21 protein-coding genes are annotated in these 24,512 nt (G+C 63.0%); 12 read left to right on the top strand and 9 right to left on the bottom strand.

Annotated elements, in window-relative coordinates:
- Window positions 1–44: 44 nt before the first annotated feature.
- Window positions 45–437 (bottom strand): VOC family protein, encoded by a 393-nt coding sequence (locus NKT35_RS20385; protein ID WP_254296608.1) that lies wholly within the window; start codon window positions 435–437, stop codon window positions 45–47.
- 14 nt (window positions 438–451) lie between these two features.
- Window positions 452–997, bottom strand: a complete 546-nt coding sequence (locus tag NKT35_RS20380; RefSeq protein ID WP_371926396.1) for a cupin domain-containing protein — start codon at window positions 995–997, stop codon at window positions 452–454.
- Between the two features lie 212 nt (window positions 998–1,209).
- Between NKT35_RS20380 and ald the strand changes: the two genes are divergently transcribed.
- The 9 genes from ald to NKT35_RS20335 all read left to right on the top strand — a co-directional run bounded on the left by ald (window position 1,210) and on the right by NKT35_RS20335 (window position 10,953).
- The gene (ald, locus tag NKT35_RS20375) at window positions 1,210–2,334 is read left to right on the top strand and encodes an alanine dehydrogenase (RefSeq protein ID WP_254296603.1); all 1,125 of its coding nucleotides are present in this window, start codon (window positions 1,210–1,212) and stop codon (window positions 2,332–2,334) included.
- 18 nt (window positions 2,335–2,352) lie between these two features.
- Window positions 2,353–3,111, top strand: coding sequence for a gamma-glutamyl-gamma-aminobutyrate hydrolase family protein (locus NKT35_RS20370; RefSeq protein WP_371926394.1), 759 nt, complete (start codon window positions 2,353–2,355; stop codon window positions 3,109–3,111).
- Between the two features lie 110 nt (window positions 3,112–3,221).
- On the top strand, window positions 3,222–4,556 hold the full coding sequence (locus NKT35_RS20365) for a glutamine synthetase family protein (protein WP_254296601.1): 1,335 nt from the start codon (window positions 3,222–3,224) through the stop codon (window positions 4,554–4,556).
- Between the two features lie 126 nt (window positions 4,557–4,682).
- Entirely contained in the window at window positions 4,683–6,062 is a 1,380-nt protein-coding gene (locus tag NKT35_RS20360; RefSeq protein WP_254296598.1) for an aspartate aminotransferase family protein, read from the top strand.
- A gap of 175 nt (window positions 6,063–6,237) precedes the next feature.
- Entirely contained in the window at window positions 6,238–7,092 is an 855-nt protein-coding gene (gene motA / locus NKT35_RS20355) for a flagellar motor stator protein MotA (RefSeq protein WP_254296595.1), read from the top strand.
- A 17-nt stretch (window positions 7,093–7,109) separates the two neighbouring features.
- Window positions 7,110–8,033 carry a flagellar motor protein MotB gene (gene motB / locus NKT35_RS20350; RefSeq protein WP_254296593.1) on the top strand — a complete coding sequence of 308 codons (924 nt, stop codon included), beginning with the start codon at window positions 7,110–7,112 and terminating at the stop codon, window positions 8,031–8,033.
- A 9-nt stretch (window positions 8,034–8,042) separates the two neighbouring features.
- Window positions 8,043–8,783, top strand: coding sequence for a class I SAM-dependent methyltransferase (locus tag NKT35_RS20345; protein WP_254296590.1), 741 nt, complete (start codon window positions 8,043–8,045; stop codon window positions 8,781–8,783).
- Complete coding sequence (locus NKT35_RS20340) at window positions 8,770–10,095, top strand: HDOD domain-containing protein (RefSeq protein WP_254296587.1); 1,326 nt, start codon at window positions 8,770–8,772, stop codon at window positions 10,093–10,095. The genes NKT35_RS20345 and NKT35_RS20340 overlap by 14 nt, the downstream gene beginning before the upstream one ends.
- A 60-nt stretch (window positions 10,096–10,155) precedes the next feature.
- Window positions 10,156–10,953, top strand: coding sequence for a TrmH family RNA methyltransferase (locus tag NKT35_RS20335; RefSeq protein WP_254296584.1), 798 nt, complete (start codon window positions 10,156–10,158; stop codon window positions 10,951–10,953).
- On the opposite strand, the gene NKT35_RS20330 is transcribed toward NKT35_RS20335, so the two are convergent.
- The 5 genes from NKT35_RS20330 to gloA2 all read right to left on the bottom strand — a co-directional run bounded on the left by NKT35_RS20330 (window position 10,950) and on the right by gloA2 (window position 16,666).
- Window positions 10,950–12,068 carry a PrpF domain-containing protein gene (locus NKT35_RS20330; protein ID WP_254296581.1) on the bottom strand — a complete coding sequence of 373 codons (1,119 nt, stop codon included), beginning with the start codon at window positions 12,066–12,068 and terminating at the stop codon, window positions 10,950–10,952. The genes NKT35_RS20335 and NKT35_RS20330 overlap by 4 nt on opposite strands.
- Window positions 12,068–13,291: a multifunctional CCA addition/repair protein gene (locus NKT35_RS20325; protein WP_254296578.1), complete on the bottom strand. Its 1,224-nt coding sequence runs from the start codon at window positions 13,289–13,291 to the stop codon at window positions 12,068–12,070. The genes NKT35_RS20330 and NKT35_RS20325 overlap by 1 nt, the downstream gene beginning before the upstream one ends.
- A 1-nt stretch (window position 13,292) precedes the next feature.
- Window positions 13,293–14,234, bottom strand: coding sequence for a complex I NDUFA9 subunit family protein (locus tag NKT35_RS20320; protein ID WP_254296575.1), 942 nt, complete (start codon window positions 14,232–14,234; stop codon window positions 13,293–13,295).
- 34 nt (window positions 14,235–14,268) lie between these two features.
- On the bottom strand, window positions 14,269–16,158 hold the full coding sequence (locus tag NKT35_RS20315; protein ID WP_254296572.1) for a lytic transglycosylase domain-containing protein: 1,890 nt from the start codon (window positions 16,156–16,158) through the stop codon (window positions 14,269–14,271).
- A 118-nt stretch (window positions 16,159–16,276) separates the two neighbouring features.
- On the bottom strand, window positions 16,277–16,666 hold the full coding sequence (gene gloA2 / locus NKT35_RS20310) for an SMU1112c/YaeR family gloxylase I-like metalloprotein (RefSeq protein ID WP_254296569.1): 390 nt from the start codon (window positions 16,664–16,666) through the stop codon (window positions 16,277–16,279).
- Window positions 16,667–16,859: 193 nt separating this feature from the next.
- Here gloA2 and NKT35_RS20305 point away from each other — a divergent pair, with 193 nt between their 5' ends.
- From NKT35_RS20305 to NKT35_RS20295, 3 genes are all read left to right on the top strand, one after another.
- Window positions 16,860–17,591, top strand: a complete 732-nt coding sequence (locus NKT35_RS20305; RefSeq protein ID WP_254296564.1) for a redoxin family protein — start codon at window positions 16,860–16,862, stop codon at window positions 17,589–17,591.
- A 157-nt stretch (window positions 17,592–17,748) separates the two neighbouring features.
- Window positions 17,749–19,137: a dihydrolipoyl dehydrogenase gene (locus tag NKT35_RS20300; protein ID WP_254296562.1), complete on the top strand. Its 1,389-nt coding sequence runs from the start codon at window positions 17,749–17,751 to the stop codon at window positions 19,135–19,137.
- A gap of 171 nt (window positions 19,138–19,308) precedes the next feature.
- Entirely contained in the window at window positions 19,309–21,609 is a 2,301-nt protein-coding gene (locus NKT35_RS20295) for a CHASE domain-containing sensor histidine kinase (RefSeq protein WP_254296558.1), read from the top strand.
- A gap of 3 nt (window positions 21,610–21,612) precedes the next feature.
- Here NKT35_RS20295 and NKT35_RS20290 read toward each other — a convergent pair whose 3' ends face one another.
- Window positions 21,613–22,932, bottom strand: coding sequence for an MFS transporter (locus NKT35_RS20290; protein WP_254296555.1), 1,320 nt, complete (start codon window positions 22,930–22,932; stop codon window positions 21,613–21,615).
- Between the two features lie 68 nt (window positions 22,933–23,000).
- Entirely contained in the window at window positions 23,001–24,302 is a 1,302-nt protein-coding gene (locus tag NKT35_RS20285; RefSeq protein WP_254296553.1) for a NupC/NupG family nucleoside CNT transporter, read from the bottom strand.
- Window positions 24,303–24,512 lie beyond the last annotated feature (210 nt).

The following is a 24,512-nucleotide window of genomic DNA, read 5'->3' as shown; positions in this document are numbered from 1 at the left end:
GCGGCTCTCCTCGTAAATAGGCGTTATATGAGCTGACTAAGCTTTCAGGCTGAAACGGGGCTGCATAGTTCGATCAGCGCGCCGTCCGGCGCGCGCACATAGGATACGGTCTGCCCCCAGGGTTTCTGCTTGGGCGGGGACAACTCGGCGGCGCCGTAGGCCAGCGCTTTGGCATGCGCGGCCTCGACATCGTCCGTCGTCAATCCGATTTCCATGCCCAGCGGCGCGGGGGATTCGCTGGCGCGGACATGGCCATTCGGCAGATTGCCGGCGGCCAGCTCGTGCTGGGCGAAGGACAGCGTGGTCTCGCCGGTATCCAGTTCGCCGTAGGTTCCGGATTCGTGCAGGAATTTCCGTTTGAAACCGAAGGCGGCTTCGTAGAAGCACAACGATGCCGGCACATCCGGCACATAAACGATGGTGTAAGCCAGCTTCACCCAGGTTCTCCTGTTTAGAAAGTCGGCGGCGAGCTGGCGCTGACCACCTCGCAAATGCCGTCGCCGACATTGCGGAAGCGGTGCGGCTGCTTGCTGTCGAAGTAATACGCGTCGCCCGGGCCCAAGACCTGGCACTCGCCGCCCACCGTGACCTCGATCTGCCCCTTGATCACCACGCCGCCTTCCTGGCCCTCGTGCACCAGCATGTCGGGGCCGGTGTCCGCGCCGGGCTGGTAGTGCTCGCGCAGGATGGCGATGTGGCGGTTGTCGTGGCTGGTGCCGACCAGGCGCAGCTGAATGTCCTCATTACCCAGATTGGGCAGCTCGTCTGCTTGATAGAAGGCTTTGGGCGGCGAGGGTTCCGCATCAAAGGTAAAGAATTCTGCCAGGGTTATCGGCAAGCCTTCCAGCACCTTCTTGAGGGAACTGACCGAAGGGCTTACCCGATTTTGCTCGATCAGCGAAATGGTGCCGTTGGTGACGCCGGCCCGCTTGGCCAGCTCCCGCTGCGACAGGCCGAGTTTGGTCCTGACCATTCTCAATCGCGCCCCGACGTCCATATCCTTTGTTCCATCCGTATGTTAATAATTTTAGACATTACGGCCATTGTAGCTCGGGCTTGGGTAAATGTGCTTGCTGCGTCGCAAAAACGAATATCTTTGCAAGGATGAAGGTTTATAGTCAGAATCAACTCATCGGGGCAAGCGGTATGTGAATTTTCTTAAACGGTTGTGGTTAGCCTGCCCATGAACAAAACCAGATGGAGGCGACGATGTTGATTGGCGTTCCGAAGGAAATCAAAAACCATGAGTACCGGGTGGGTCTGACCCCGTCCGGCGTCCGCGAGCTGACCGCTCACGGGCACAAGGTGCTGGTGCAGACCCACGCGGGCTTGGCCATAGGATTTACCGACGAGCAGTACATCCAGGCCGGCGCCACCATCGCGTCCTCGGCCGACGAGGTGTTCGAGCGCGCCGAGATGATAGTCAAGGTCAAGGAGCCGCAGCCGGTGGAGTGCCGGATGCTGCGGCCGGGCCAGGTATTGTTCACCTATCTGCACCTGGCGCCGGACCCGGAGCAGACCAAGCTGTTGATCGAGTCCGACGCCGTCGCCATCGCCTATGAGACTGTCACCGACGAGCGCGGCGGCCTGCCCTTGCTCGCGCCGATGTCCGAGGTGGCGGGGCGGATGGCGATCCAGGCCGGCGCGCACGCGCTGGAAAAAGCCCAGGGCGGGCGCGGCGTGCTGCTGGGCGGCGTGCCCGGCGTGGCCCCGGCCAAAGTGGTGGTGATAGGCGGCGGCGTAGTCGGCCTGAATGCCGCGCGGATGGCGATGGGCACCGGCGCCGATGTCACCATACTGGACAAGTCGCTGACCCGGCTGAAGGAAATCGACATGGTGTTCGGCGGCCGCATCAAAACCCTGATGTCCAACGGCGCCAATATCGATGAAAGCCTACGCGACGCCGACATGGTGATAGGCGCGGTGCTGATTCCCGGCGCGGCCGCGCCCAAGCTGGTGACGCGCGCCATGCTGAAAACCATGAAGCCCGGCGCGGTGCTGGTGGATGTGGCCATCGATCAGGGCGGCTGTTTCGAAACCAGCCGCGCCACCACGCATCAAGACCCCATTTATACCGTCGACGGCATCGTCCATTACTGCGTGGCCAATATGCCGGGCGGCGTGGCGCGCACCTCCACCCAGGCGCTGACCAACGCGACGCTGCCCTATACGCTGGAACTGGCCAACAAGGGCTGGCGCCAGGCGCTGCTCGACAACGCGCATCTGCGCAATGGCTTGAATATCTGTCGAGGCCGCGTCACTTATCAGGCGGTGGCACAGGATTTGCGTTACAGCTTTGTCGATCCGGTCGAGGCCATCAAGGCGGCCGGCTGAACCCCTGAGGAGAATGGTGTGACGCAGCAAGCAATCATCGGCATTCCTTGCGATGTGAAAATGGTGGGCGCGCTGCCCTTCCACGCGGTAGGCGACAAATACATCGTGGCGGCGGCGCAAGGGGCGGGCGGCTTGCCGCTGTTGATCCCTTCCCTGGGCGACGAGGCTTTGCTGCGGGCCACTTTGTCCATGCTGGATGGCCTGCTGCTGCCCGGTTCGCCCTCCAATGTCGAGCCGCGCCACTATGGCGGCCCAGGCAGCCGGGAGGGCACCTTGCACGATCCGCAGCGCGACGCCACCACCTTGCCGCTGATCCGGCTGGCTTTGGAAGCCGGCGTGCCGCTGCTGGGTATTTGCAGGGGTTTTCAGGAAATCAACGTGGCCCTGGGCGGCGAGCTGCATCAGCATGTCCAGGAGCAGCCGGGCCTGCATGACCACCGCGAGCCGGAAAGCGAAGACGTGGCCGAGATGTACGCGCCATCGCATCCGGTCAATCTGATCGACGGCGGCCTGCTGGCGGCTTGGACGGGGCAGCGTTCGCTCCAGGTCAATTCCTTGCACCAGCAGGGCATCAAACGGCTGGCTCCGCCATTGACGGCGGAGGCGCATGCAGAGGATGGCCTGGTGGAGGCTTACCGGGTGCGCGACGCGAAAAACTTCGCCTTCGCGGTGCAGTGGCACCCGGAGTGGCGTTTTTGGGAGAACCCGGCGTCGCAGGCCATCTTTCAGGCCTTCGGCGACGCCTGCCGAGCCAGGAGGGCCGCCAGACAGTCCTGAAGCAAAACGCGCCGGCCGGTGAACCCGGCGCGGATTTTGATGACTCATAAAGAAGCACCTCCCGATCCAGAGCCGCAGCCAGCGGCCGGGGAGACTACAGAGGAAGCGTTATGAATCACCAGATCAACGAGTGGTTGCGAGAGCACCGCATTACCGAAGTCGAATGCATCGTGCCGGATATGACCGGCATCGCCCGCGGCAAGATCGTGCCCAAGGACAAGTTCGTGTCCGACCCGGAAATGCGCCTGCCGGAAGCGGTGCTGATCCAGACCGTGACCGGCGATTATCCCGACGACAGCCTGCTGGATCTGACCGATCCCGACATGGTGCTGGAACCGGATCCGAACACGCTGCGCTATGTGCCATGGGCGGTGGACCCGACGGCGCAGCTGATCTACGACTGCTTCCGCGCCGACGGCAGCCCGGTGGACGTGGCGCCGCGCAATGTGCTCAAGCGGGTGCTGGGCCTGTATGACGAGCTGGGCCTGGAGCCGGTGCTGGCGCCGGAGATGGAGTTCTACCTGCTGTCTCCCAATCCCGATCCCGACATTCCATTGGCCGCGCCTATCGGCCGCACCGGCCGGGCGGAGTTTGGCCGTCGCTCCTATTCCATCGACGCGGTCAACGAGTTCGATCCGCTGTTCGAGGACATCTACGACTACTGCCACGCGCAGAACCTGGAAGTGGATACGCTGATCCACGAGATCGGCACCGCGCAGATGGAAATCAACTTCCTGCACGGCAATCCGCTGGAGCTGGCCGACCAGGTGTTCCTGTTCAAGCGCACGGTGCGCGAGGCGGCGTTTCGCCACAATATGTACGCCACCTTCATGGCCAAGCCTATGGAAAACGAGCCCGGCAGCGCCATGCACATCCATCAAAGCCTGGTGGACAAGCAGACCGGCCGCAATGTGTTCACCAACGAGGACGGCAGCCCGTCCGACTGTTTTTTCCACTTCATCGCCGGTTTGCAGAAATACATTCCGCAGACCATGCCCTTGTTCGCGCCCTACGTGAACTCATTCCGTCGTTTGTCTCGCTATACCGCGGCGCCGACCAATGTCGAATGGGGTTACGACAACCGCACTGTCGGTCTGCGCATCCCGCACTCGTCGCCGGCCGCGCGGCGGGTGGAAAACCGGGTGCCGGGCGTGGACGTCAATCCCTACATCGCCATCGCCGCCACCTTGGCCTGCGGTTATCTGGGCATGAAGAACCGGCTCAAGCCCTCGGAGCCGAGGCAGACTGACGCCTATGAGCTGCCGTATCAATTTCCCAATAGCTCGGAAGAGTCTTTGCAGCGGCTGGCCGCTTGCAGCGAAATCGCCGAGGTGCTGGGTCCGCGCTTTCTGACGATGTATGTGGCGATGAAGGAAAAGGAGTTTTCCGAGTATTTCCGCGTGATCAGCCCGTGGGAGCGCAAGTTCCTGCTGCTTCACGTGTGATGCGCCAAAGGGATTCATCCGGTTAGAATGGCTGGAGCAGACAGGATATTCGAATAGCAAGACGCCGCAGGCGCAGGAGGGGCGGGCAAGCGGTCCGCCCCGTCGGAGAAAACTGGAAGGATTGTCATGCAGAAGCAACGTAGCAGCAGCCAATGGCGCGAAATGGACGCCGCCCACCATTTGCATCCGTTTACCGATACCGCATCGCTGAACCAGCAAGGCGCGCGCGTCATGACGCGCGGCGAGGGGATTTATCTGTGGGACGCGGACGGCAACAAGATCATCGACGGCATGGCCGGCTTGTGGTGCGTCAATGTCGGCTATGGCCGCAAGGACTTCGCCGAAGTGGCGAAGCGCCAGATGGAAGAACTGCCGTTCTACAACACCTTCTTCAAGACCACCCACCCGGCGGTGGTGGAGTTGTCCAGCCTGCTGGCGGAAGTCACGCCGGCTGATTTCGATCATGTGTTCTACACCAATTCCGGCTCAGAATCCGTCGACACCATGATACGGATGGTGCGCCGTTACTGGGATGTGCAAGGCAAGCCGCAGAAGAAGACGCTGATCGGCCGCTGGAACGGCTATCACGGCTCCACCATAGGCGGCGCCAGCCTGGGCGGCATGAAGTATATGCACGAGCAGGGCGATCTGCCCATCGCCGGCATGGCCCATATCGAGCAGCCGTGGTGGTATAAACACGGCAAGGACATGACGCCGGAAGAGTTCGGCCTGGTGGCCGCGCGCTGGCTGGAAGAAAAAATCCTGGAGATCGGCGCCGACAAAGTGGCCGCCTTCGTCGGCGAGCCCATCCAGGGCGCCGGCGGCGTCATCATTCCGCCGGCCAATTACTGGCCGGAAATCGAACGCATCTGCCGCAAGTACGATGTGCTGCTGGTGGCCGACGAAGTGATCTGCGGTTTCGGCCGCACCGGCGAATGGTTCGGCCATCAGCATCTGGGCTTCCAGCCCGACATCTTCACCACCGCCAAGGGCCTGTCATCGGGCTATCTGCCGATAGGCGCGGTGTTTGTCGGCAAGCGCGTGGCCGAAGGGCTGATCGCCGGCGGCGATTTCAATCATGGTTTCACCTATTCCGGCCATCCGGTGTGCGCCGCCGTCGCCCACGCCAATGTGGTGGCGCTGCGCGACGAGGGCATCGTCCAGCGGGTCAAGGACGATATCGGGCCGTATATGCAGCGGCGCTGGCGCGAAACCTTCAGCCGCTTCGAGCATGTGGACGATGTGCGCGGCGTCGGCATGATCCAGGCATTCACCCTGGTCAAGAACAAGGCCGCGCGCGAGCTGTTCCCGGACTTCGGCGAGGTCGGCACCCTGTGCCGCGACATCTTCTTCCGCAATAATTTGATCATGCGCGCCTGCGGCGATCATATTGTTTCCGCGCCGCCGCTGGTGATGACGCGAGCCGAGGTGGACGAGATGCTGGCGCTGGCGGCGCGCTGTCTGGAGGAGTTCGAGCAGACGCTCAAGGCGCGCGGACTGGCGTGACAACGGCTATGCTGGCTTGAGGGCCAGCCGTCGATCTCTACAGCATGTTTTACAGCTGACATAGCGGGTTGGTACAATTCCACCCGCTTTTTCTATTATTCCTATAATGAATTGCAAAAAAGCTGTCCGCAGCACATTCGGCGGTTTGGGCAACACACAAAACAGGACTTGACGCATGTTCGTCGCAATCGGGTACATTCTCATCCTCGCTTCGGTGCTGGGGGGCTTTGTCGCGGCCGGGGGGGAACTGGCCGCGCTGATGCAACCGCTGGAAGTGGTCATGATCGCAGGCGCCGCCATCGGCGCCTTTATCGTCGCCAACGGCGGGGCGCCTTTGAAAGCCACCACCAAGGCCTTGCCGACTGTCTTCAAGGGCAGTCCTTACGGCAAGGCCTTTTATATGGATCTCTTCTCGCTGTTGTTTGAAATTCTGACCAAGGTCCGCAAGGAAGGCTTGATGTCGGTTGAGGCGGATGTCGAAAATCCAGACGCCAGCCCGGTGTTCTCCAAGTACCCGACGGTGATGCACGACCACCATGTGGTCGAGTTTATTTGCGACTATCTGCGCTTGATGGTGGGCGGCAATCTCAATGCTTTTGAAATCGAAAACCTGATGGATGTGGAAATCGAAACCCACCATCACGAGGGCGAGGTGCCGGTGAATGCCGTCAAGGGCCTGGCGGACGGCATGCCGGCCTTCGGTATCGTGGCCGCGGTGATGGGGGTGGTGCACACCATGGCCTCGGTGGGCGCGCCGCCGTCCGAGCTGGGCATGCTGATCGCGCACGCGCTGGTGGGCACCTTCCTCGGTATTCTGCTGGCCTATGGTTTCGTCGGCCCCCTGGCGACGATTCTGGAGCACAAGCTGGGCGAGGGCACCCGCGTTTACCAGACCATCAAGGTGACGCTGCTGGCCAGCCTGAACGGCTATGCGCCGCAAGTGGCGGTGGAGTTCGGCCGCAAAGCGCTGACTTCGAACGACCGGCCTTCCTTCAAGGAATTGGAAGACCACGTCAAGCAGAAGAAGTAAGCGAGGGAGAGTAAAGCATGGCAGACGAATCGCAACGGCCCATAGTCGTCAAGAAAATCAAGAAAGGCGGCCACGGCCATCACGGCGGCGCCTGGAAAATCGCCTACGCCGACTTCGTGACCGCGATGATGGCCTTCTTCCTGCTGATGTGGCTGCTGGGCTCGGCCTCGGCGGGCACGCTGAACGGCATCGCAGAATACTTCAAGACGCCGCTCAAAGTGGCCTTGTCCGGCGGCTCCGGCGCCGGCGACGCCACCTCTCTGGTCAAGGGCGGCGGCAACGACCTGACCAAGCAGGCGGGCCAGGTTAACAAGGCGGGGGCCAGAAAAGAAGAAATCATGCAGAAGCAGCAGGAGCAGCAAAAGCTGACCCAGCTGCAGCAAAAAATTCAGGAAAACATCGATCACAGCGAGGTGCTCAAGCAGTACAAGAACCAGCTGAAACTGGAAATGACGCCGGAAGGGCTGAAGATCCAGATCGTCGATGAGCAGAATCGGCCCATGTTCGATTCCGGCAGCTCGCGCATGCTGCCGCATACCCGCGTCTTGTTGCAGCAGCTGGCGTCGGACTTGAACCAGATGTCCAACAAGCTCAGCATTTCCGGCCATACCGACGCCAAGCCTTTCGCCGGCGGCCAAGGCGGCTACAGCAATTGGGAATTGTCCGCCGACCGCGCCAACACGGCGCGCCGCGAGCTGATAGCGGGGGGCTTGGGCGAAAACAAGATACTGCGCGTAGTGGGTTTGGCCTCCGCCAATCCGCTGGTCAAGAGCGATGTGTTCAGCCCGGAGAATCGCCGCATCACCATCGTCGTGCTGAACAAAGAGGCCGAAACCTCCATCCTCAACGATGGCTTCAAGCCGCAAATGAATCAAGAGGTGATAGGCGGCCCGCCCGCGGAGAATGCCCAAGGCGCTTCCGCGCAAGCGGAACAGAAGTAAGGCGCCGGCATGGGGCGGCTCAGGCATTTGGGCATCCAGGCGGCGGCCGGTTTGGCGGCTTGGGTGTTCATCGCCCCTGCGGCCCAGCCCTTGCCCTGGGCGGGGCTGCAGGGGCTGCTGGCGGCGCTGGGCGCGGCGACGTTGAAGCAACCGGGCTGGCAGCGGCTGGCCCATCTGCTCTTCGCGCCGGCGATTGTATTGGCGCTGCAGGCGCAAGTGTCTCCGGGCTGGTATCTGCTGGCCTTGTTGTTGACCCTGGCGGTGGGGCGCAACGCACTGGTGGAGCGGGTGCCCTTGTACCGATCCGCGGCTGCGGTCGCGGAGCGTCTGGCGCAAAGGCTGGCGCAAAGGAGCGCCGTGCTTGAGGCCGGCTGCGGCGATGGCCGCCTGGCCTTGCAATTATCCCGGGCGCGGCCGGATCTGCGTCTGCATGCCTTGGAAAATGCCTTGGGAAGCTGCCTGCTGGCCTGGCTGCGCTGGCGCGCGGCGGGCAGGCCGTCTAGCCTGGCGGTGGCTTGCCGCAGCTTTTGGCGGGAAAATTGGGGCGATTACGACGCCATCTATGTTTTCCTGTCGCCGGAGCCCATGCCGCGGGTATGGAGCAAATTTGTGGCCGAGGCTCGCCCCGGCAGCCTGTTGATCAGCAATACTTTCGAAGTGCCCGGCATCGAGCCGGACGAGCGCCTGCCCTTGGGCGGCCCCTTGCAAAAAGAACTATTGATCTGGCGTCATCCACATGGATCTGAATAACTGGACCAAAGCGCTGGCCGAAAAACGCTGGCCGATTCTGCCGGACACCCTGGCTGCGATGCGCGATGAGATTGCGCGCCACAGCGATCTGATCAACTTCACCGACCTGGCCAATCTCTGCCTGTCCGACCCCTTTCTCTTGCTGGATTTGTACCGCGTGGTGGGCAATTCCCGCGCCTTGCAGCGCAACGAAGGCATTCCTTCCGTAGAGCAGACCTTGATGCTGATGGGGCTGGAAGCGGTAGTGAACCGCTTCAACCGGGTGGAGGGGCTGGAGCCGGAAGAAGGCAAGCTGGACGCGGAAGTTTACGAAGCGGTGGGCGACTGGCTGGGGCGCAGCCGGGTGGCCGCCTTCATCGTCAAGGAGTGGCTGTCCATCATGGGCGACTTGAAGGTGGAAGACTGTTTCGTCGCCGCCTTGCTGTACAACATGCCAGGCTGCCTCTACATGATTCAGCGCAATCAGCTGCCGGACCGGCCGCTGCTGCAGGAAGTGTCCGAAGCGTTCAATGTGGACTACGCGCAGGTGCTGGAGTCCTTCATCAAGCACATGCCGCTGCCTGGCGGTTTTCAGGGCTTGATCGGCCCCGGCGCGCCGAACAAGCGCAAGCAGCTGCTGAAGTTGGCGCTGGCCACGGCGAACTCCCTGGAGCACGGCGTGCAGCGCAGCACCTGGCTGGTAGGCGTGGATACCGCGGCGAAACTGATCAACAGCACGCCCGAGATGGCCTATATGGCGGTGGTGCATGCCGCGCTGAACGTGGCCAAGCATCCGCATGTGCCGGGCTATACCTATCCCGCTCGAGCCTTGCTGATGCTGCCTAGCGAGGGTCGCAAGGCGGAAATGCGCAAGGCGGCGGCGCTATCGGGCGCCGATCAGCTGGAGGCGGCGATCAAGGAGTCGATCCGTTTCCTGGCCAACGATCTCAAGTTCGAGCGGGTACTGTATTACCATTACGAACACGATGGCCACGCGCTGAAGCTGCGTTACCAGGTCGGCGTGGCGGCGGACAGCCCCTTGCGCAAGCTGGAGGTGGAATTGGAGCCGGGCAGCTTCTTCGGCGTGTTCGCCAGCAAGCCGCAAAGCTTCCATGCGCCCAAGGAGGTGCGGGGGCAGCTGTCGCGCCGCTATGGCGACGCATTTTTCCAGCAGGTCGGCGAGCACGAGTTCGCGCTCATGACGCTGTTCGGCGGCCACACGCTCAGCGGCGTCTTCTACGTGGACAACGCTGTCAGCGGCAGGGAAATAGACGACCAGACTTACCATCGTTTCAAGGAAATGATCACCCGGCTCGCCATGATGCCGCGCTGATGCAAGAAACCGGCGGGGCGAGTACACTCTGCCCCTTTGCCGCAATTCGACACGACCGCCATGCATTACATCGCCAAGAGCATCACCTCCCCGCATAACGACGAAGTCAAGGCGCTGGCGCGCCTGGTCCAGTCCAGCCGCGACCGCCGCAAGGAGGGCGTGATGGTGCTGGAGGGCATTCATCTGCTCGAATCCTGGCTGCAGGCGGGAGGCGCGCCGTCCCGCGTGTATTTGAACGAGGCCGCGCAGAGCAAGCATGAAGTGACGCAGTTGCTGGAGCGATTGCCCGCCGGGACGGTGGTGGTCTCTCTGCCCGAGGCGGTGATGGCCAAGGCGACGGCGCTGGCCAGCGCGGCGGAGTTGTTGGCGCTATGCCCGCGGCCGCAGCCCGCCGAGCCGGATGCGGCCGCGGCGCGGGTGATGCTGGAAGACATTCAAGATCCCGGCAATCTGGGCACGATACTGCGCACGGCGGCCGCGGCCGGCGTGTATGAGATTTTCCTGTCCAAAGGCTGCGTGGACGTATTCTCGCCCAAAGTGCTGCGCTCGGGCATGGGCGCGCATTTCGCGCTCAATATCCACGAACACGCCGACCTGGCCGCCGAATTGCAAGGATTCGCCGGCCGGAAACTGGTCACGCATCTGGAGGGCTCCAGCTCGCTGTACGGCCATGACCTGACCGGCCCCTTGGCTTTGGTGTTCGGCAATGAAGGCGCCGGCGTCAGCGATGGCTTGTTGAGGCTGGCGGATGCCCGCATCCGGATTCCGATGCCAGGTCATGCGGAGTCGCTCAATGTGGCGATGGCCGCCACGGTCTGCCTATTCGAGCGCGTGCGGCAGCAGGAGGCACGCCCTTAAAGCGGCTCCATGGGTATGTAAACTTCGCCGCGCATCAAGGGGCGGGCGGTGCGGGTCATGACGACTTCGTCGATTTTCCAGCCCATCGTATCCAGTCCCAGCACGGCTTCCAGCGTTTGCAGGCCTTTGCCGTGGCTGAAGGTGAGGGCTTGGCCGCGCACGGCGCCGCCAGCCAGCCGGGCCGGCAGGGTGCCTTCCGTCGCGCAGGCGCAGGCCAACGCGATGGCGCCGGTGCCGCTGAAGGCGTCATGCAATCTATGGCCGGATAGGATGCGCGCGTGCAGATGGGTTTCGCCTTCTATGCCAGGCGCCAGGATGCTGATGCGCGGCGAGGCTGGGCTTTCGCGATCGGCCTCGAAAATATCTTTGGCCAAGCCCATCGCCACCGCGGCGCTGGCGCGGGCCAACGCCAGCCGCTGCAGGCTTTGCCGCGGGATGTCGAGCTGGGTTTCATGGCCGCTCAGGCCGAAATCTTTCGCCTGGACAAAGGCTGTGGGGTTGCCGGCATCGATCAGCGTGGCCTCTACCCGGCTGCCGTCCGGCAGCATCAGCTCCTCGATCAGGCGGCCGCTGGGGTAGAGTTCGCCGCAGCGGCTGCCGGCCGGATCGAGAAAACGCAGGCGAATGGGCGCGCCGGGGAAGGTGATGCCGTCTATCAGGAAGTCGCCCTGCCACACCGGCTCGCCGTTGAATATCTCCAGCTCCGCCAGGATGCGCTTGCCGACATTGGCCTGCCAGATCGATACCGTCGCCACGCCGTCCTGCGGCTGAATCATGTTTTCCATGGCCGCGAACAGCGGAATGGCGGCGCTCAGATTGCCGCAGTGGCCGGACCAGTCTATCCGCGGCACATCGGGTGCGACATGGGCGAACAGGCAGTCCACGTCGCAGTCCTCGCGGCGCGAGGGGCTGAGAATCACTACCTTGCTGGAGCCGGGACGGCCATGGCCCAGACCGTCCAGCAGCAGGCGGTTGGGGTCTGGGCTGCCGATGGCGCGCAGCAACATCGCCTCCCAGCGCTCGGTATCTTCCGGCAGCGCGTCGGCGCGCACGAACAAACCCTTGCTGGTGCCGCCGCGCATCAGCGTGGCGGGCAGGCGATAGCAGCTGTTCATCAACGACTCTCCCAATGCTCCTTGCGGTTGGCGATGATTTCGGCGCGCGCTTGATCCAGCGTGGCGGGGATGCTGGCCTTGTCCTGGCAGGCGGCCGCGATGGCGCCAGCGTCCAGTTGCAGCGTAGCAGCCAAAATGTCGGCGAGATAGTCCCTTTGCGGATAGGGCGTATCTTCAAAATTCAAGCGGCCGCGCGCGTCGGCCAGGCAGGCATCCAGCATTTGCAGGAAGCGTTCGGGCCGCCGCAGCGCGTCGCAATCCTTGAGCATGCGCAGCACGGTGGTCGGCCGCAGCTCAAAGGCCTGATGCACTTTGGTGTGGTTGACGGTGGTGATGTGGGCCAGGTCGCGGCAATCGTTCGGCACCCGCAGGCGGCGGCATAGTTCGGCCAAGGGTGCGATGCCGCGCTCCTCATGGGCGATATGGCGCGGCAGCACATGCTCAGGCGTCAAGGCCTTGCCCAGGTCGTGGCTCAGCGCGGCGAAGCGGACTGCCAGCGGATAGTCCGCCGCCGCGGCATAGTCGAGCACGCGCATGGTGTGGTCGCCGCAGTCGATCTCAGGGTGGTAGTCGGCGCGCTGCGGCACGCCGAACAGCGCGTCCACTTCAGGCAGAATGCGCTTGAGCGCGCCGCATTCGCGCAGCACCAGAAACATCCGCGATGGTTTTTTCTCCATCAAGCCTTTGGCCAGTTCCTGCCACACTCTTTCCGCCACCAGGGCGTCGGCCTCGCCATTGTCCACCATGCGCCGCATCAAGGCCATGGTTTCCGGCGCGACGGCGAAGTCGAAGCGCGCGGCGAAGCGCGCCAAGCGCAAGATGCGCACCGGATCTTCGACAAAGGCCTCGCTGACATGGCGCAGAATGCCGGCCTTGAGATCGGCCTGGCCGTTGTAGGGGTCGGTGAGGGCGCCGTCGGCCGCTTCGGCGATGGCGTTGATGGTCAGGTCCCGGCGCGCCAGATCCTCTTCCAGCGTCACGTCCGGCGAGGTGTGGAAGGAGAAGCCATGGTAACCCTTGGCGATTTTGCGTTCCGTGCGCGCCAGCGCGTATTCTTCCTGGGTTTTGGGGTGCAGGAATACGGGAAAGTCCTTGCCGACCGGGCGGTAGCCTTGGGCCAGCATGGTTTCGGGGGTGGCGCCGACCACTACCCAGTCGCGGTCCTTGACCGGCAGATTCAGCAGGCGGTCGCGCACGGCGCCGCCGACGATGTAAATGTCCATATTATCTTGCAGCGTTTTCCCGCCAGCGGGAAAACAAGTAGTTGATATCGCGTCCGGCCAGCCAGTCGGGCGCGAGGGCGGACAGAGCGGCAGGCCCGAAGCCCAGCAGCCCGGACGGAAACGGCGTTTCGCTGACATTGTCCCAGCGCAGCGAGCGGATGTTGTCGCGGCTGAGCAAGGTCGGTCCCGGCAAGGCTTCCATCAGGGCGGCTTGCAGCATGGCCAGGCTTTCCGGCAGGGGGAGGATGGGGCGCGAGTGGCCGCTCCAGCGTCCCGCCAGCCGCGCCAGTTCGGCCAAAGTGTAGATTTCCGGGCCGGCCAGGTCCAGCTTGCGGCCTATGGCGGCGCGGTTGCGCAATGCGGCCAGCGTCGCCGCGGCGACATCGCCCACCCAAACCGGGGCCATCCGGCAGTTTGCGCCGCCCAGCGGCAAGAGGGGCAGCTTGGCCTGCAGTCCGGCGAACATATTGAGAAAGGCGTCATCCTGGCCGAATACGACGGAGGGGCGCAGAATCGTCCAGTCCAGCCCGCTGCGCTCCATGGCCAGCTCGCCCAGGGCCTTGGTTTGCTGATAATCGCTGGGCGCGTCCTGAGCCGCGCCCAGCGCGCTGATGTGGATCAGCCGCGGCACCCTTTGGCGCCGGCAGGCTGCGGCGATTTTCTCCGGCAGCTCGGCGTGGACCTTCTCGAACTGCGCGCGGGAGCCGTGCAGGATGCCGGCCATGCTGATCGCCGCGTCGTGCCCCCTCAATAGCCTATCCAGGGCGGCGGCGTCATGCACGTCCGCCTCAACGAGTTCTGCGCCGGGCAAAACCTGCAGCAAGGGCTGAGCCGGCTTGCGGCTGGCGATGGTTAGCCGCATGCCGGCCTTGGCCAATTCGGCGGCGATGCGGCGGCCGATGAAGCCGCTGCCGCCGATCATGCAGACTCTGTTCACACTCATGCTCGCTTCCTCATCTTGTCGCTTGGCGCATCCTTCAACGCGAAGGCACCACGCCCATCCGTTTTTTCAGCGAGATATTGGCGTGGCCGAAGGTGCTGGAGTAATAGGCGGCATTGGCCATCACTTTTTGCACATAGTCGCGCGTTTCGCTGAAAGGGATGGTTTCGGCGTAAATCACGCCGTCCAGCGTCCGGTCTGCCTGCCAGGCCCGCGCGCGGCTGGGGCCGGCGTTGTAGGCGGCGGTGGCCATCACCATATTGCCGGACAGATTATCCAACACATAGCGCAGATACCAAGTGCCCAGTTGGACATTGGTATCGATGTCGTTGACTGCGAAATGGGTCAGGCCGATTTTCTTGGCCGCCCATTTCGCGGTGGCCGGCATCAGCTGCATCAGGCCGGAGGCGCCTACGCCGGACCGGGCCATGGTGATGAAGCGGCTTTCCTGGCGGATCAGGCCGTAGACCCAGGCGTCGTCGATATCGAGCTGGCCAGCGTACTTTTGCGTCACTTCGCGATAGGGCGTCAGGTAGCGCAAGGAGAAGTCGTGTTCTTCCTTGGTGCGCTCTGCGCTGTAGATCGCCATGTCGTAGAAGTTTTCCTTGCGGGCGATTTCCGCGGCGGCCAGCAGCTCCATATCATTGCGGCCGCGCATCGCCCAGCGCCATTCGCGCTGCGCGTCGGTGCGGAATTCCGGCTTGGTGTAGATCTCGGCGATGTTCAACAGGGCCAGAGAGCGGCGCACCGCCGGGTCGGTCTTCATTTTGTCGATGTCGGCCTGGCTGGGGCCGGTTTTGCTGGCCGAGGAAGACAAGGAGTTGCCCAGCTCTTCCAGCGACAATAAGGCGTAATAGTTGTGGCCGACGCTGGCCTGGCTGAACAGCGGGCTGGCTTCGTTAGGCTTGCCTTGCTGCTGCAAGGAACGGCCCAGCCAGTAGCGCCAGGCGGGTCGCGCGCCGACCTCTGCCGGCATCTTGCGGATGATGGCGTCCAGCTGCGCCCATTGCTCCAGCCGCAACGCCGAGCGCGCCCACCATTCCCATTGATCGGCGGTCAGTTGCTTGGGGTCGGCCCGTTCGAACCACTGCAGGGCTTGGCCCGCCTGCTGTTTGCGGGCGGACAGCAAGGCCAACTGCCCCCAGCCGAAGCCTGTACGGTCTGGAGACAGTTCGGAACCGACGCGCAATAGCTCTATCGATGCGCCATCGATATTGGTTTTGGCCTTGCGCACGATGTCGTACAGCATGGCTTCTTGCCCGCCTGGGGTGGCAGAGGTGGCACTGGCCGGCTTGTTGAGCGCGGCGTTGTCCAGCGGCAGCTGGGTATCGGCCGCCAACTGGCGGGCTTGGGTGACGAAGTTGCCAGCCAGCAGCAGGCGCGTGCGGCGCCACAGCCAGTCCTGGTCGAGCAGGCCGCGCGCGTAGGCGCCCTCTATCAACCGGGTGCAGCCGTCAGGGGCAGGCTTGCCGTCGAGAAAGCGGTTCAGGTCGGCTGGCTTTTCGCCCTGGCGCAACTGCAGCAATTGGCCGTAGCAGCGGGATTCCTCATCCCGGCTTTCCTCCGGCAATTTTTTCCACTCTTCGGCGAAGGCGGTCCAGTTTTCCCGCATGCCTAGCTTTTTCAACCATTCATTGCGGATGCGGTCGGCGGACAGGCTTTCCGGCGTTTGCGCCAGGAAGCTGATGACTTGAGCGTCATCGTTTTTATCCAGCGCTTTCCAGGCCAGCCAGTAGGCGGGGTAGTTTTTGAGAGGATAATTGGCGGGCAGGTCTTCGCCCAGCCGGGCCAGCTTGGCCAGATCGCCGCCGCGGAAGGCGTCTCGCGCGGCGATCAAGGTATCGTCCGCTCCCGCATGGGCGGGGAGCGCGGCGGCCAGGGCGGCGGCGACGCCGGCTAAGCGGAGTGTATGGGTCAAGACTTTCATATTGTTTCCGTTTTCGGTTTGCCCTCCGCAAGTCGCGGCGGCGGGCGCTGGCCGGACAAGGCCTGTCCGGCGCATCTCAAGCGTTTTTCCGCCAGCGCAGGGCTGAGCGGGGAAATCTTTATCGCGGCTGATAGAACTCGATCGGCAACTGGTCCGGATCGGAGCAGAAGAAGAATCGAGCGCCGGTGTATTCGTCCACTCGCATCGGCTCTACCGGCACGCCTTCGCTTTGCAGCCTTGCGCGCATGGCTTCCACGTCGCCGCAGGCCAGCGCGAGATGGCGCAGGCCGCAAGCTTCCGGCCGGCTGGCTCGCGGAGGCGGGGAGGGGAAACTGAACAGTTCGATCTGGCTGCCGCCGGGCAAGGCCAAGTCCAGTTTCCAGGATTGCCGGTCGGCGCGCCAATTTTCGGCCACGATGTCCAGGCCCAATATCCGGTGGTAGAAGTCGCGGGAGCGCTGATAGTCGGAAGCGATCACGGCGACATGGTGCAGGCCGCTTATATGCATGGCTGTTGAAACAGGAGTGGGGTGGATGCCGCCATTTTAGCTTTTCCCGCGCGGGGCTGCCCAGCTGAAGAAGAGGGTGATAAAGAATAACAATCAAAATTCTTGTGACAATCAATTAGACGAATTTTGCCTTGGCTATCAGAATGCACGCATCGATAGTTAACAACCGCATTACCCCGCTAAGGAGATAGCCATGCTGCAAAATCGTGAAGGCCAACGCGTACCGAACGTCACTTTCCGCACCCGCGAAAACAACGAGTGGAAGGATGTCACCACCGAGGAACTGTTCGACGGCAAGACCGTCGCCGTGTTCTCGCTGCCCGGCGCGTTCACCCCGACTTGCTCCTCCACCCACTTGCCGCGCTTCAACGAGCTGGCGCCGGCATTCTTCGCCAACGGCGTGGACGCCATCCTGTGCGTGTCGGTCAATGACACCTTTGTGATGAACGAATGGGCCAAGGACCAGGAAGCCGGCAATCTGGTGATGATTCCGGATGGCAACGGCGACTTCACCGAAGGCATGGGCATGCTGGTGGACAAGGCCGATCTGGGCTTCGGCAAGCGCAGCTGGCGTTACTCCATGCTGGTGAAGAACGGCGTGGTGGACAAGATGTTCGTCGAACCGCAAGAGCCGGGCGATCCGTTCAAAGTGTCCGACGCCGACACGCTGCTGAACTATATCAACCCGAGCGCCAAGAAGCCTGACCAAGTCGTGGTATTCACCAAGGTGGGCTGCCCGCACTGCGCGCGCGCCAAGGCCGTGCTCAGCGAAAACGGTTACGACTTCGTCGAAGTGCCGCTGGACAACAAGATCCGCGGCAAGGTGCTCGGCGCCGTGTCCGGCAAGATGACCGCTCCGCAAGTGTTCATCAATGGCCAGTTGATCGGCTCCGCCGACGAAGTGGAAAAACGCTTCGCCAAGTAATCCCCCTGACGTTCGTGCCGGCGGTTTCGGGCCCTGACGCCGCCGGTATCTTGGGCCGGTGCTCCGCCGGCCGTTTTTTCCAGCCGGGATGCGGGACGGCATGTCCCTTTTGCGCGGCGTGCCGTGCCGCATCCCCGCTAACCAGAGGATAAAGACCATGAAAACCATTCATATCGACGTAGCCGTCATCGGCGCCGGCACCGCAGGCCTGGCCGCCTATCGCGCGGCCAAAGCGGGCGGCGCATCCGCCTTGATCATCGAAGGCGGCCCCTATGGCACCACCTGCGCCCGCGTCGGCTGCATGCCGTCCAAGCTGTTGATCGCCGCCGCCGAGGCCGCGCATCACGCCCGCCATACCGATATGTTCGGCGTGCATGTGGATGGCGAGGTCCGCATAGACGGGCGCGAGGTGATGGCCCGCGTCAGGAGCGAACGCGACCGCTTTGTCGGCTTCGTGGTGCGCGGCGTGGACGGCATCCCGGCCGAGGATAAACTGTCCGGCTACGCCCGTTTCGTCGACAACACCACTTTGCAAGTGGACGACCATACGCTGGTGCAGGCCAAACGCGTGGTGATCGCCACCGGCTCGTCCCCGGCCATTCCGGCGCCGTTCCAGGCATTCGGCGACCGGCTGATCGTCAACGACGATGTGTTCGATTGGGAAACGCTGCCGCAAAGCGTGGCGGTTTTCGGCCCCGGCGTGATCGGGCTGGAGCTGGGACAGGCGTTGGCGCGCCTGGGGGTGAGGGTGAAGGTGTTCGGCGCCCGCGGCGGCGTGGGCCCCCTGAGCGATCCGGCGGTGCGCGATTACGCCCGCCAGGCATTGGCCGAACAGTTTTACCTGGATCCTGACGCCAAGGTGCTGGAGATGGCCAGTGACGGCGACGCAGCGCGCATCCGCTATGTGAATCTCGATGGCGTGGAAGTGGAAGAGCGCTTCGACTACGTGCTGGCCGCCACCGGCCGCACGCCGAACGTGCGCGGCCTGGGTCTGGAAAACACCAGCGTGCGGCTCGACGCCCGCGGCGCGCCGCTGTTCGATCCGGAAACGCTGTTGTGCGCCGGCGCGCCGGTATTCATCGCCGGCGACGCCAACAATATTCTGCCGCTGCTGCATGAGGCCGCTGGCGAGGGCAAGACGGCAGGCGCCAATGCCGCGCGCTATCCGGATGTTGCGCCGGGCCTGCGCCGCTCGCCCATCGCCGTGGTGTTCTCGGATCCGCAGATGATGATGGTCGGCCGCCGCTTTGCCGACTTGCCGGAAGGTAGCTTCGTGGTCGGCGCGGTCAGTTTCGAGGATCAGGGGCGCAGCCGGGTGATGGGCGTCAACAAGGGCCTGCTGCATGTCTATGCCGATGCGGCGACCGGTCGATTCCTCGGGGCTGAAATGATAGGGCCGCGCGCCGAGAACCTTGCCCACCTGCTGGCCTGGAGCCATCAGCAAGGCCTGACAGTCGAGCAGATGCTGGATATGCCGTTCTACCACCCGGTGATCGAAGAAGGCTTGCGTACCGCACTGAGGGATGCAGCGGGCAAGCTGGCCTGATTCCGGGTAGACATCAAGCGGATTTCCGGCTATGAATATTTCATAAATATTGGTTGCCGGGAGCGTTGCCGCTATGTCTATCGTGCCAGACGATTCGCCATCGTCCTCCCCGCGCTCCATCCCCCATGCCTGGCCCCGCCTCGCATGGGGTTTTGCTTTTGGCGCGCCGCGATGAACGATTTCTGGTTGTGGCTGCCGATGCTGCTCGCGGTCTCCGCCGGGGCCGCCGTGCTGTGGCGGTGGGAGAAGAGCGCGCGGTGGCATGCCCTGCTGGCTCGAGTGGAAGTGCAGGGCCTGCTGTTGATGGTGCCGCTCATTCTGACATTCGCGTTGACGCATCACTTTTATCGGATGGAGAGGAGCGCGGCGGAGAGCAATTTCCAGCATGAGACGATCTCGGCCGCGGATCAGTTCTCCGGCCTGATTCAGCAGGATGTCGACGCCTTGGAGTCGCTGGCCTTGTTCATGGCCAATGCTTCGGCGGTCGATCAGGCTGACTTCAGCCGTTTCGCGCTGCCGCTGGTCAAGCGCAGGCCCTTGTTTCAGGGCGTGGGCTGGGCTCCGCATCTATTGGACAAGGATAGACGCGCTTATGAGTCCCGGCACCTGCAAGTCCGGGAGCGGAGCGGGGCTGGCTTGGAGCTGGCCAGGGCGGCGCGGAGGACCGAGTATTTCCCCGTCACGCTGCTGGCCCCGGAAACAGGCAATGACAAGGTTTGGGGCTTTGATTTGTGGTCGGAGCCCAGGCGCCGGCAGGCGATCCAGCTGGCGCTGGCCAGCGGGCAGGCGCGCATCAGCAAGCCGTTGATCCTGGCCCAGTTCCATGACAAGGCCGGTAACGGCGTGTCCATGATCATTCCGGTTCGCGGCGCTCGCGGCGGCGTGATGGTGGGCGGCATCAATGCGGCGCGTTTGGCTCGTTTGGCCCTGCCCACCTTGCCGGAAAAGGGGATAGGGCTGCGGTTGGATGACGTCACTGACGGCACGGCCATCAACCTGGTGCCGGGGCCGGCGGAGGACGGCGGGGCGATGAGCTATTCCCGCCGCTTGCTTGTCGGCGGGCGCGTCTGGTTGTTGACGCTGGCCGCGCAGCCGGGATTCCTGCATGAGAACGCCAATTTTTCGGCGTCGCGGCTGGTGATGCCGACGGGGCTGTTGTTCACGCTTTTCCTGGGTTTTTATCTGCGGCAGCTCAATAGGCGCAGGGATCTGGCGGAGCGGCTGGCATTGCGCAGCACTTCGGAATTGCAGCGCAGCGAGGCGCGCTTTCGGATGTTCGCCCGCATCGCCTCGGACTGGCTATGGGAGCTGGATGCCGATGGCCGGCTGATTTACTGTTCCGAAAATTTCAGCGAACTGTCCGGTGTGTCTTTGGAGAGTTTGCTTGGCCGGCATTGGCGCGAGTGGCGGCCCATCCGGCTCAATCACGAGCGCAGCCGACAGTTGGCGGACGCGCTGGAGGCGGGGCGCGAGGTCCGCGACTTCGAACTGAGCTATCTGAGCTGCGGCGGCGAGTGCCGCTGGATCTCCATCAGCGCCTGTCCCGTATTGAACGCCAAGGGCGAAAGACAGGGCTATCGCGGCATAGGGCGCGATGTGACGGAGCGCAAGCGGGTGGAGCAGGAATTGCAACGCCATCGTAATCACTTGCAAGAGTTGGTCGCGGTCCGCACCGCCGACTTGCAAAAGGCCAAGGAGGACGCGGAGCGCGCCAATCAAGCCAAATCGGACTTTCTGGCGAATATGTCGCATGAGCTGCGCACGCCCTTGCACGGCATCTTGAGCTTCGCCGAGATCGGCAGCTGCAAGTCGGATCAGGCGCCGGGGCCCCGGCTTAAACGATATTTCGACAATGTCCACGCCAGCGGCACGCGCTTGCTGGTGCTGTTGAACGATTTGCTGGACCTGGCCAAGCTGGAGTCGGGCCGGATGACCATGCGTTGCGAGGCCTTGGACTTGGTCGGCTTGGTTCAGGAAATAACGGGGGGCGAAGAGGGGAGAATGCAGGCGGGCAATCTGAGTCTCAGGCTGGATTTGCCCAGTGCCGCCACCCATTGTTGGGCCGATCGAAAATGCATGCAGCAGGTATTGGCGAACTTGCTGTCGAACGCAATCAAGTTCAGCCCCGCTGGGGGGCGCATAACCGTGTCCTTGCAGCATTTCGGCTCAATCCTCACCTTGTCGGTGGCGGATCAGGGGCCGGGCGTGCCGCAAGATGAACTGGAAAGCATCTTCGACAAGTTCGTGCAAAGCAGCGCGACATCCAATGGCGCGGGCGGAACGGGATTGGGTTTGGCGATCTGCCGGCAGATCGTATCGGCGCACGGCGGCAGCATTTATGCAGAGAATCTGCCTGCGGGAGGCATCTGCTTTTATGTGTCTTTGCCGGATGCGGAGAACGGCAAGATGATATTGGGCAAGAATGGGCCGAAAACCGCGGACCAGAGGCCCGCGGCAGTCGCGTCCAAATAAGGCTTAACTGGCTGCTCCAGGCCGCAGGGCGCGCAGCCAGTCCCAGCGCTGGCGCCAGATGGCCGGGGCGATCCAGGCCAGGTGAGCGGTGGCCAGAATATTCAGCGCGGCCGCGGCCAGCAGCAGCATGGCGATGCTGTTGTAGCTTTTGAGCATCAGCGCGCTGCCAATGGCCGCCGCCACCATGTAGAAACCGTTGATGATGTTATTGGCGGCCACCGCCTGGGAGCGGAACTCGTCCGGGCTGGCCATCTGCAGCCAAGTGTACAGCGGCACGGTGAAGAAGCCGCCGAAAAAGCCCAGCAGCGACACATCGACAATGCTGCGCCAGCTGCCGCCCTTGGCCAGGAATTGCGGCAGCGTGGCGAGCCGGCCGTGATAGGGCGCCAGCGCGCCCAGCGCCAGATCGGCGCCGAAGATGGTCATGCCGGCGCTGCCCAGCAGCACGATGCCCAGTTGCAGTTTCCCATGCGACAGTTTGGCGCAGACGATGGAGCCGACGCCGATGCCGATGGAGAACAGCGCCAGCAGCAAGGTGTAGACATCGGCGTCGCCGCCCAGATGCAGCTTGGTGAAGGTGGGCAGCTGGGTGGTGTAGATCGCGCCCATCAGCCAGAACCAGGAAATGCCGAGGATGGCGCCGCGCACGTCGTGGATCTTCCAGGCTTCACGGACCAGCGTCACCGAATCTCCGAGAAAATTCCAGGACAGCTTCAGCTGAGGCGCGCCGGCCGGCACCGACGGCATGGCCGTGCTGCTGAAAAAACCGAACACAGCGGTGCCGAGCAGGGCGGCGATGATCAGCAGGGGACCGTTATGGGTGAATACGCTGCCGCAGAGCTGTCCCACCAGGATGGCCAGGAAGGTGCCCATCTCTATCATGCCGGTGCCGCCGATCAATTCCTCCTCTTTCAGATATTGCGGCAGCACCGAATATTTCAGCGGGCCGAAAAAGGCCGAGTGCGTGCCCATCATGAACAGCGCGCCCATCAGCAGCGCGGCCGAATGCAACAGGAAACCAGCGCCGGCGAGCAGCATGATGGCGATTTCCGCCAGCTTAATCAGCCGGGCGATGCGCGCTTTGTCATAGCGTTCCGATAGTTTCCCGGCGCTGGCGGAAAACAGGAAAAACGGCAAGATGAAAATGCCGGCGGCCAGATTGACCAACTGCTCCGGCGGCAGGCCGGGCAAGGACAGGCCGTGAAAGCTGATCAGCACCACGATGGCGGTTTTCAGCATATTGTCGTTGAATGCGCCCAGGAACTGGGTGCCGAACAGCGGCAGGAAACGCCGGGTGGCGAAGAAGGAGAAGTCGGCTTTCACGGATCACCGTCAATAAAAAAGGCGGGAGACGCATGCTAGCGTATTCCCGCCTATCTGTCTTCAAAGGCTTAGAACAGCGACAGCCACAGGCCGGTGGCCGATGCGGTCATGAAACCGGTCATGATGGCGGCGAGCAGGGCGCGCATGCCTATGGACGCCAGCACTTGCTGCTTGTTCGGCGCCAGCGCGCCGATGCCGGCCACGCAGATGCCTACCGAGGACAAATTGGAAAAACTGGCCAGCGCGAAGGTGGAGATCATCACCGTCTGATCCGACAGGGTATGGGCAGCCTTCATTTTGGCCAGGTCCAGATAGGCGATGAACTCGTTGAGCACGATCTTCTGCCCCAGCAAGCTGCCGACGCCCAGCGTCTCATGCCAGCCTATGCCCATCAGGAAGGCGAAGACGCGGAATACCTGGCCGGTGAGGTATTGCAGCGTGAGTCCGTCGAACATGCCTCCGGTGGAAGCCTTGATGGCACCGTTGACGCCGAGCAGCTCGCCCAGGCCGTCCTTCACCGCGAAATTGGCCAGCGCGATCAGGGACACGATGGCGAGCAGGATGGTGGCTACGGCGGCGGCCATCTTCATGCCGTCCAGCGCGCCGGTTACGACTGCGCTGACAAAGTTGCCCTCGGCCTTTTCCTTGCCGGCTTGCAGCTTGTTGCTGGAAATCTGATCCGGCGTGGTTTCAGGAAACAGAATCTTGCTGAACACCGCCGCGCCGGCGGCGTTCATGCAGGAGGCGGTCAATAGATAGGTGGCGAAGCGCGCTTGCTCAGCCGCATCGTTGCCACCTAAAAAAGCCACATAGGCCGCCATCACTCCGCCGGATAAGGTGGACATGCCGGCAATCATGATGCAGGCCAGTTCGGAGCGGGTCATGTGCTGGATGTAGGGGCGGGCAAGCAGCGGCGCTTCGGACTGGCCCAAAAAGATATTGGCCGCTGTGGTGACGCTTTCCGGTCCCGACAAGCCCATGCTGCGTTTCATCACAAACGCCAGCGCGGAAACCACGCGTTGCAGGATGCCGAAGTGGTAAAGCAGGGCGCTGAAAGCGGAGAAGAAAATGATCACCGGCAGCACGGTGAAGGCGAACAGGAAGCCCAGCTTGCCATTGGGGCGCGCCAGGTCGCCGAAGATGAAGCCGGCGCCTTCGCCGGCGAAGCTCAACACCTTGGCGAAGCCCGCGCCGAAAGCGGAAAAACCGTGGTGGACGGCGGGCACGTAATTGATCAGCAGAAACAGGCCGTTCTGGATGGCCAGGCCGATAAAGGCCGCGCGCCAGTTGATCGCCTTGCGGTCGGTGGAAAAAGCATAGGCCACGCCTAGCAGCAGCAACATGCCGGCGAGAGCTTGGATGGAATTCACGGATGCCCTTCAGGAGTGAAAACAGCGGGAAGGGGCGAAGGGCACGCGCGGCCCGCCCCTGTCCGGATGCAGGCTGCCGCCGGGCGGCGCGGCTGCGGGGATGCTGTTGCGAAGAAAGAGGGCGATTATATAAGCAAGCCCTGATTTGTCAAATTTTCTTTATGCGACAAGCGCTTCGCTTCGAGTCGAAGACAAAACGCGGAGACGAGT

This window comes from Chromobacterium sp. IIBBL 290-4 (assembly GCF_024207115.1).
GTDB lineage: Bacteria > Pseudomonadota > Gammaproteobacteria > Burkholderiales > Chromobacteriaceae > Chromobacterium.
The sequence above is the reverse complement of the archived record's forward strand: the minus strand, read 5'-3'. Positions and strand labels throughout refer to the sequence as shown.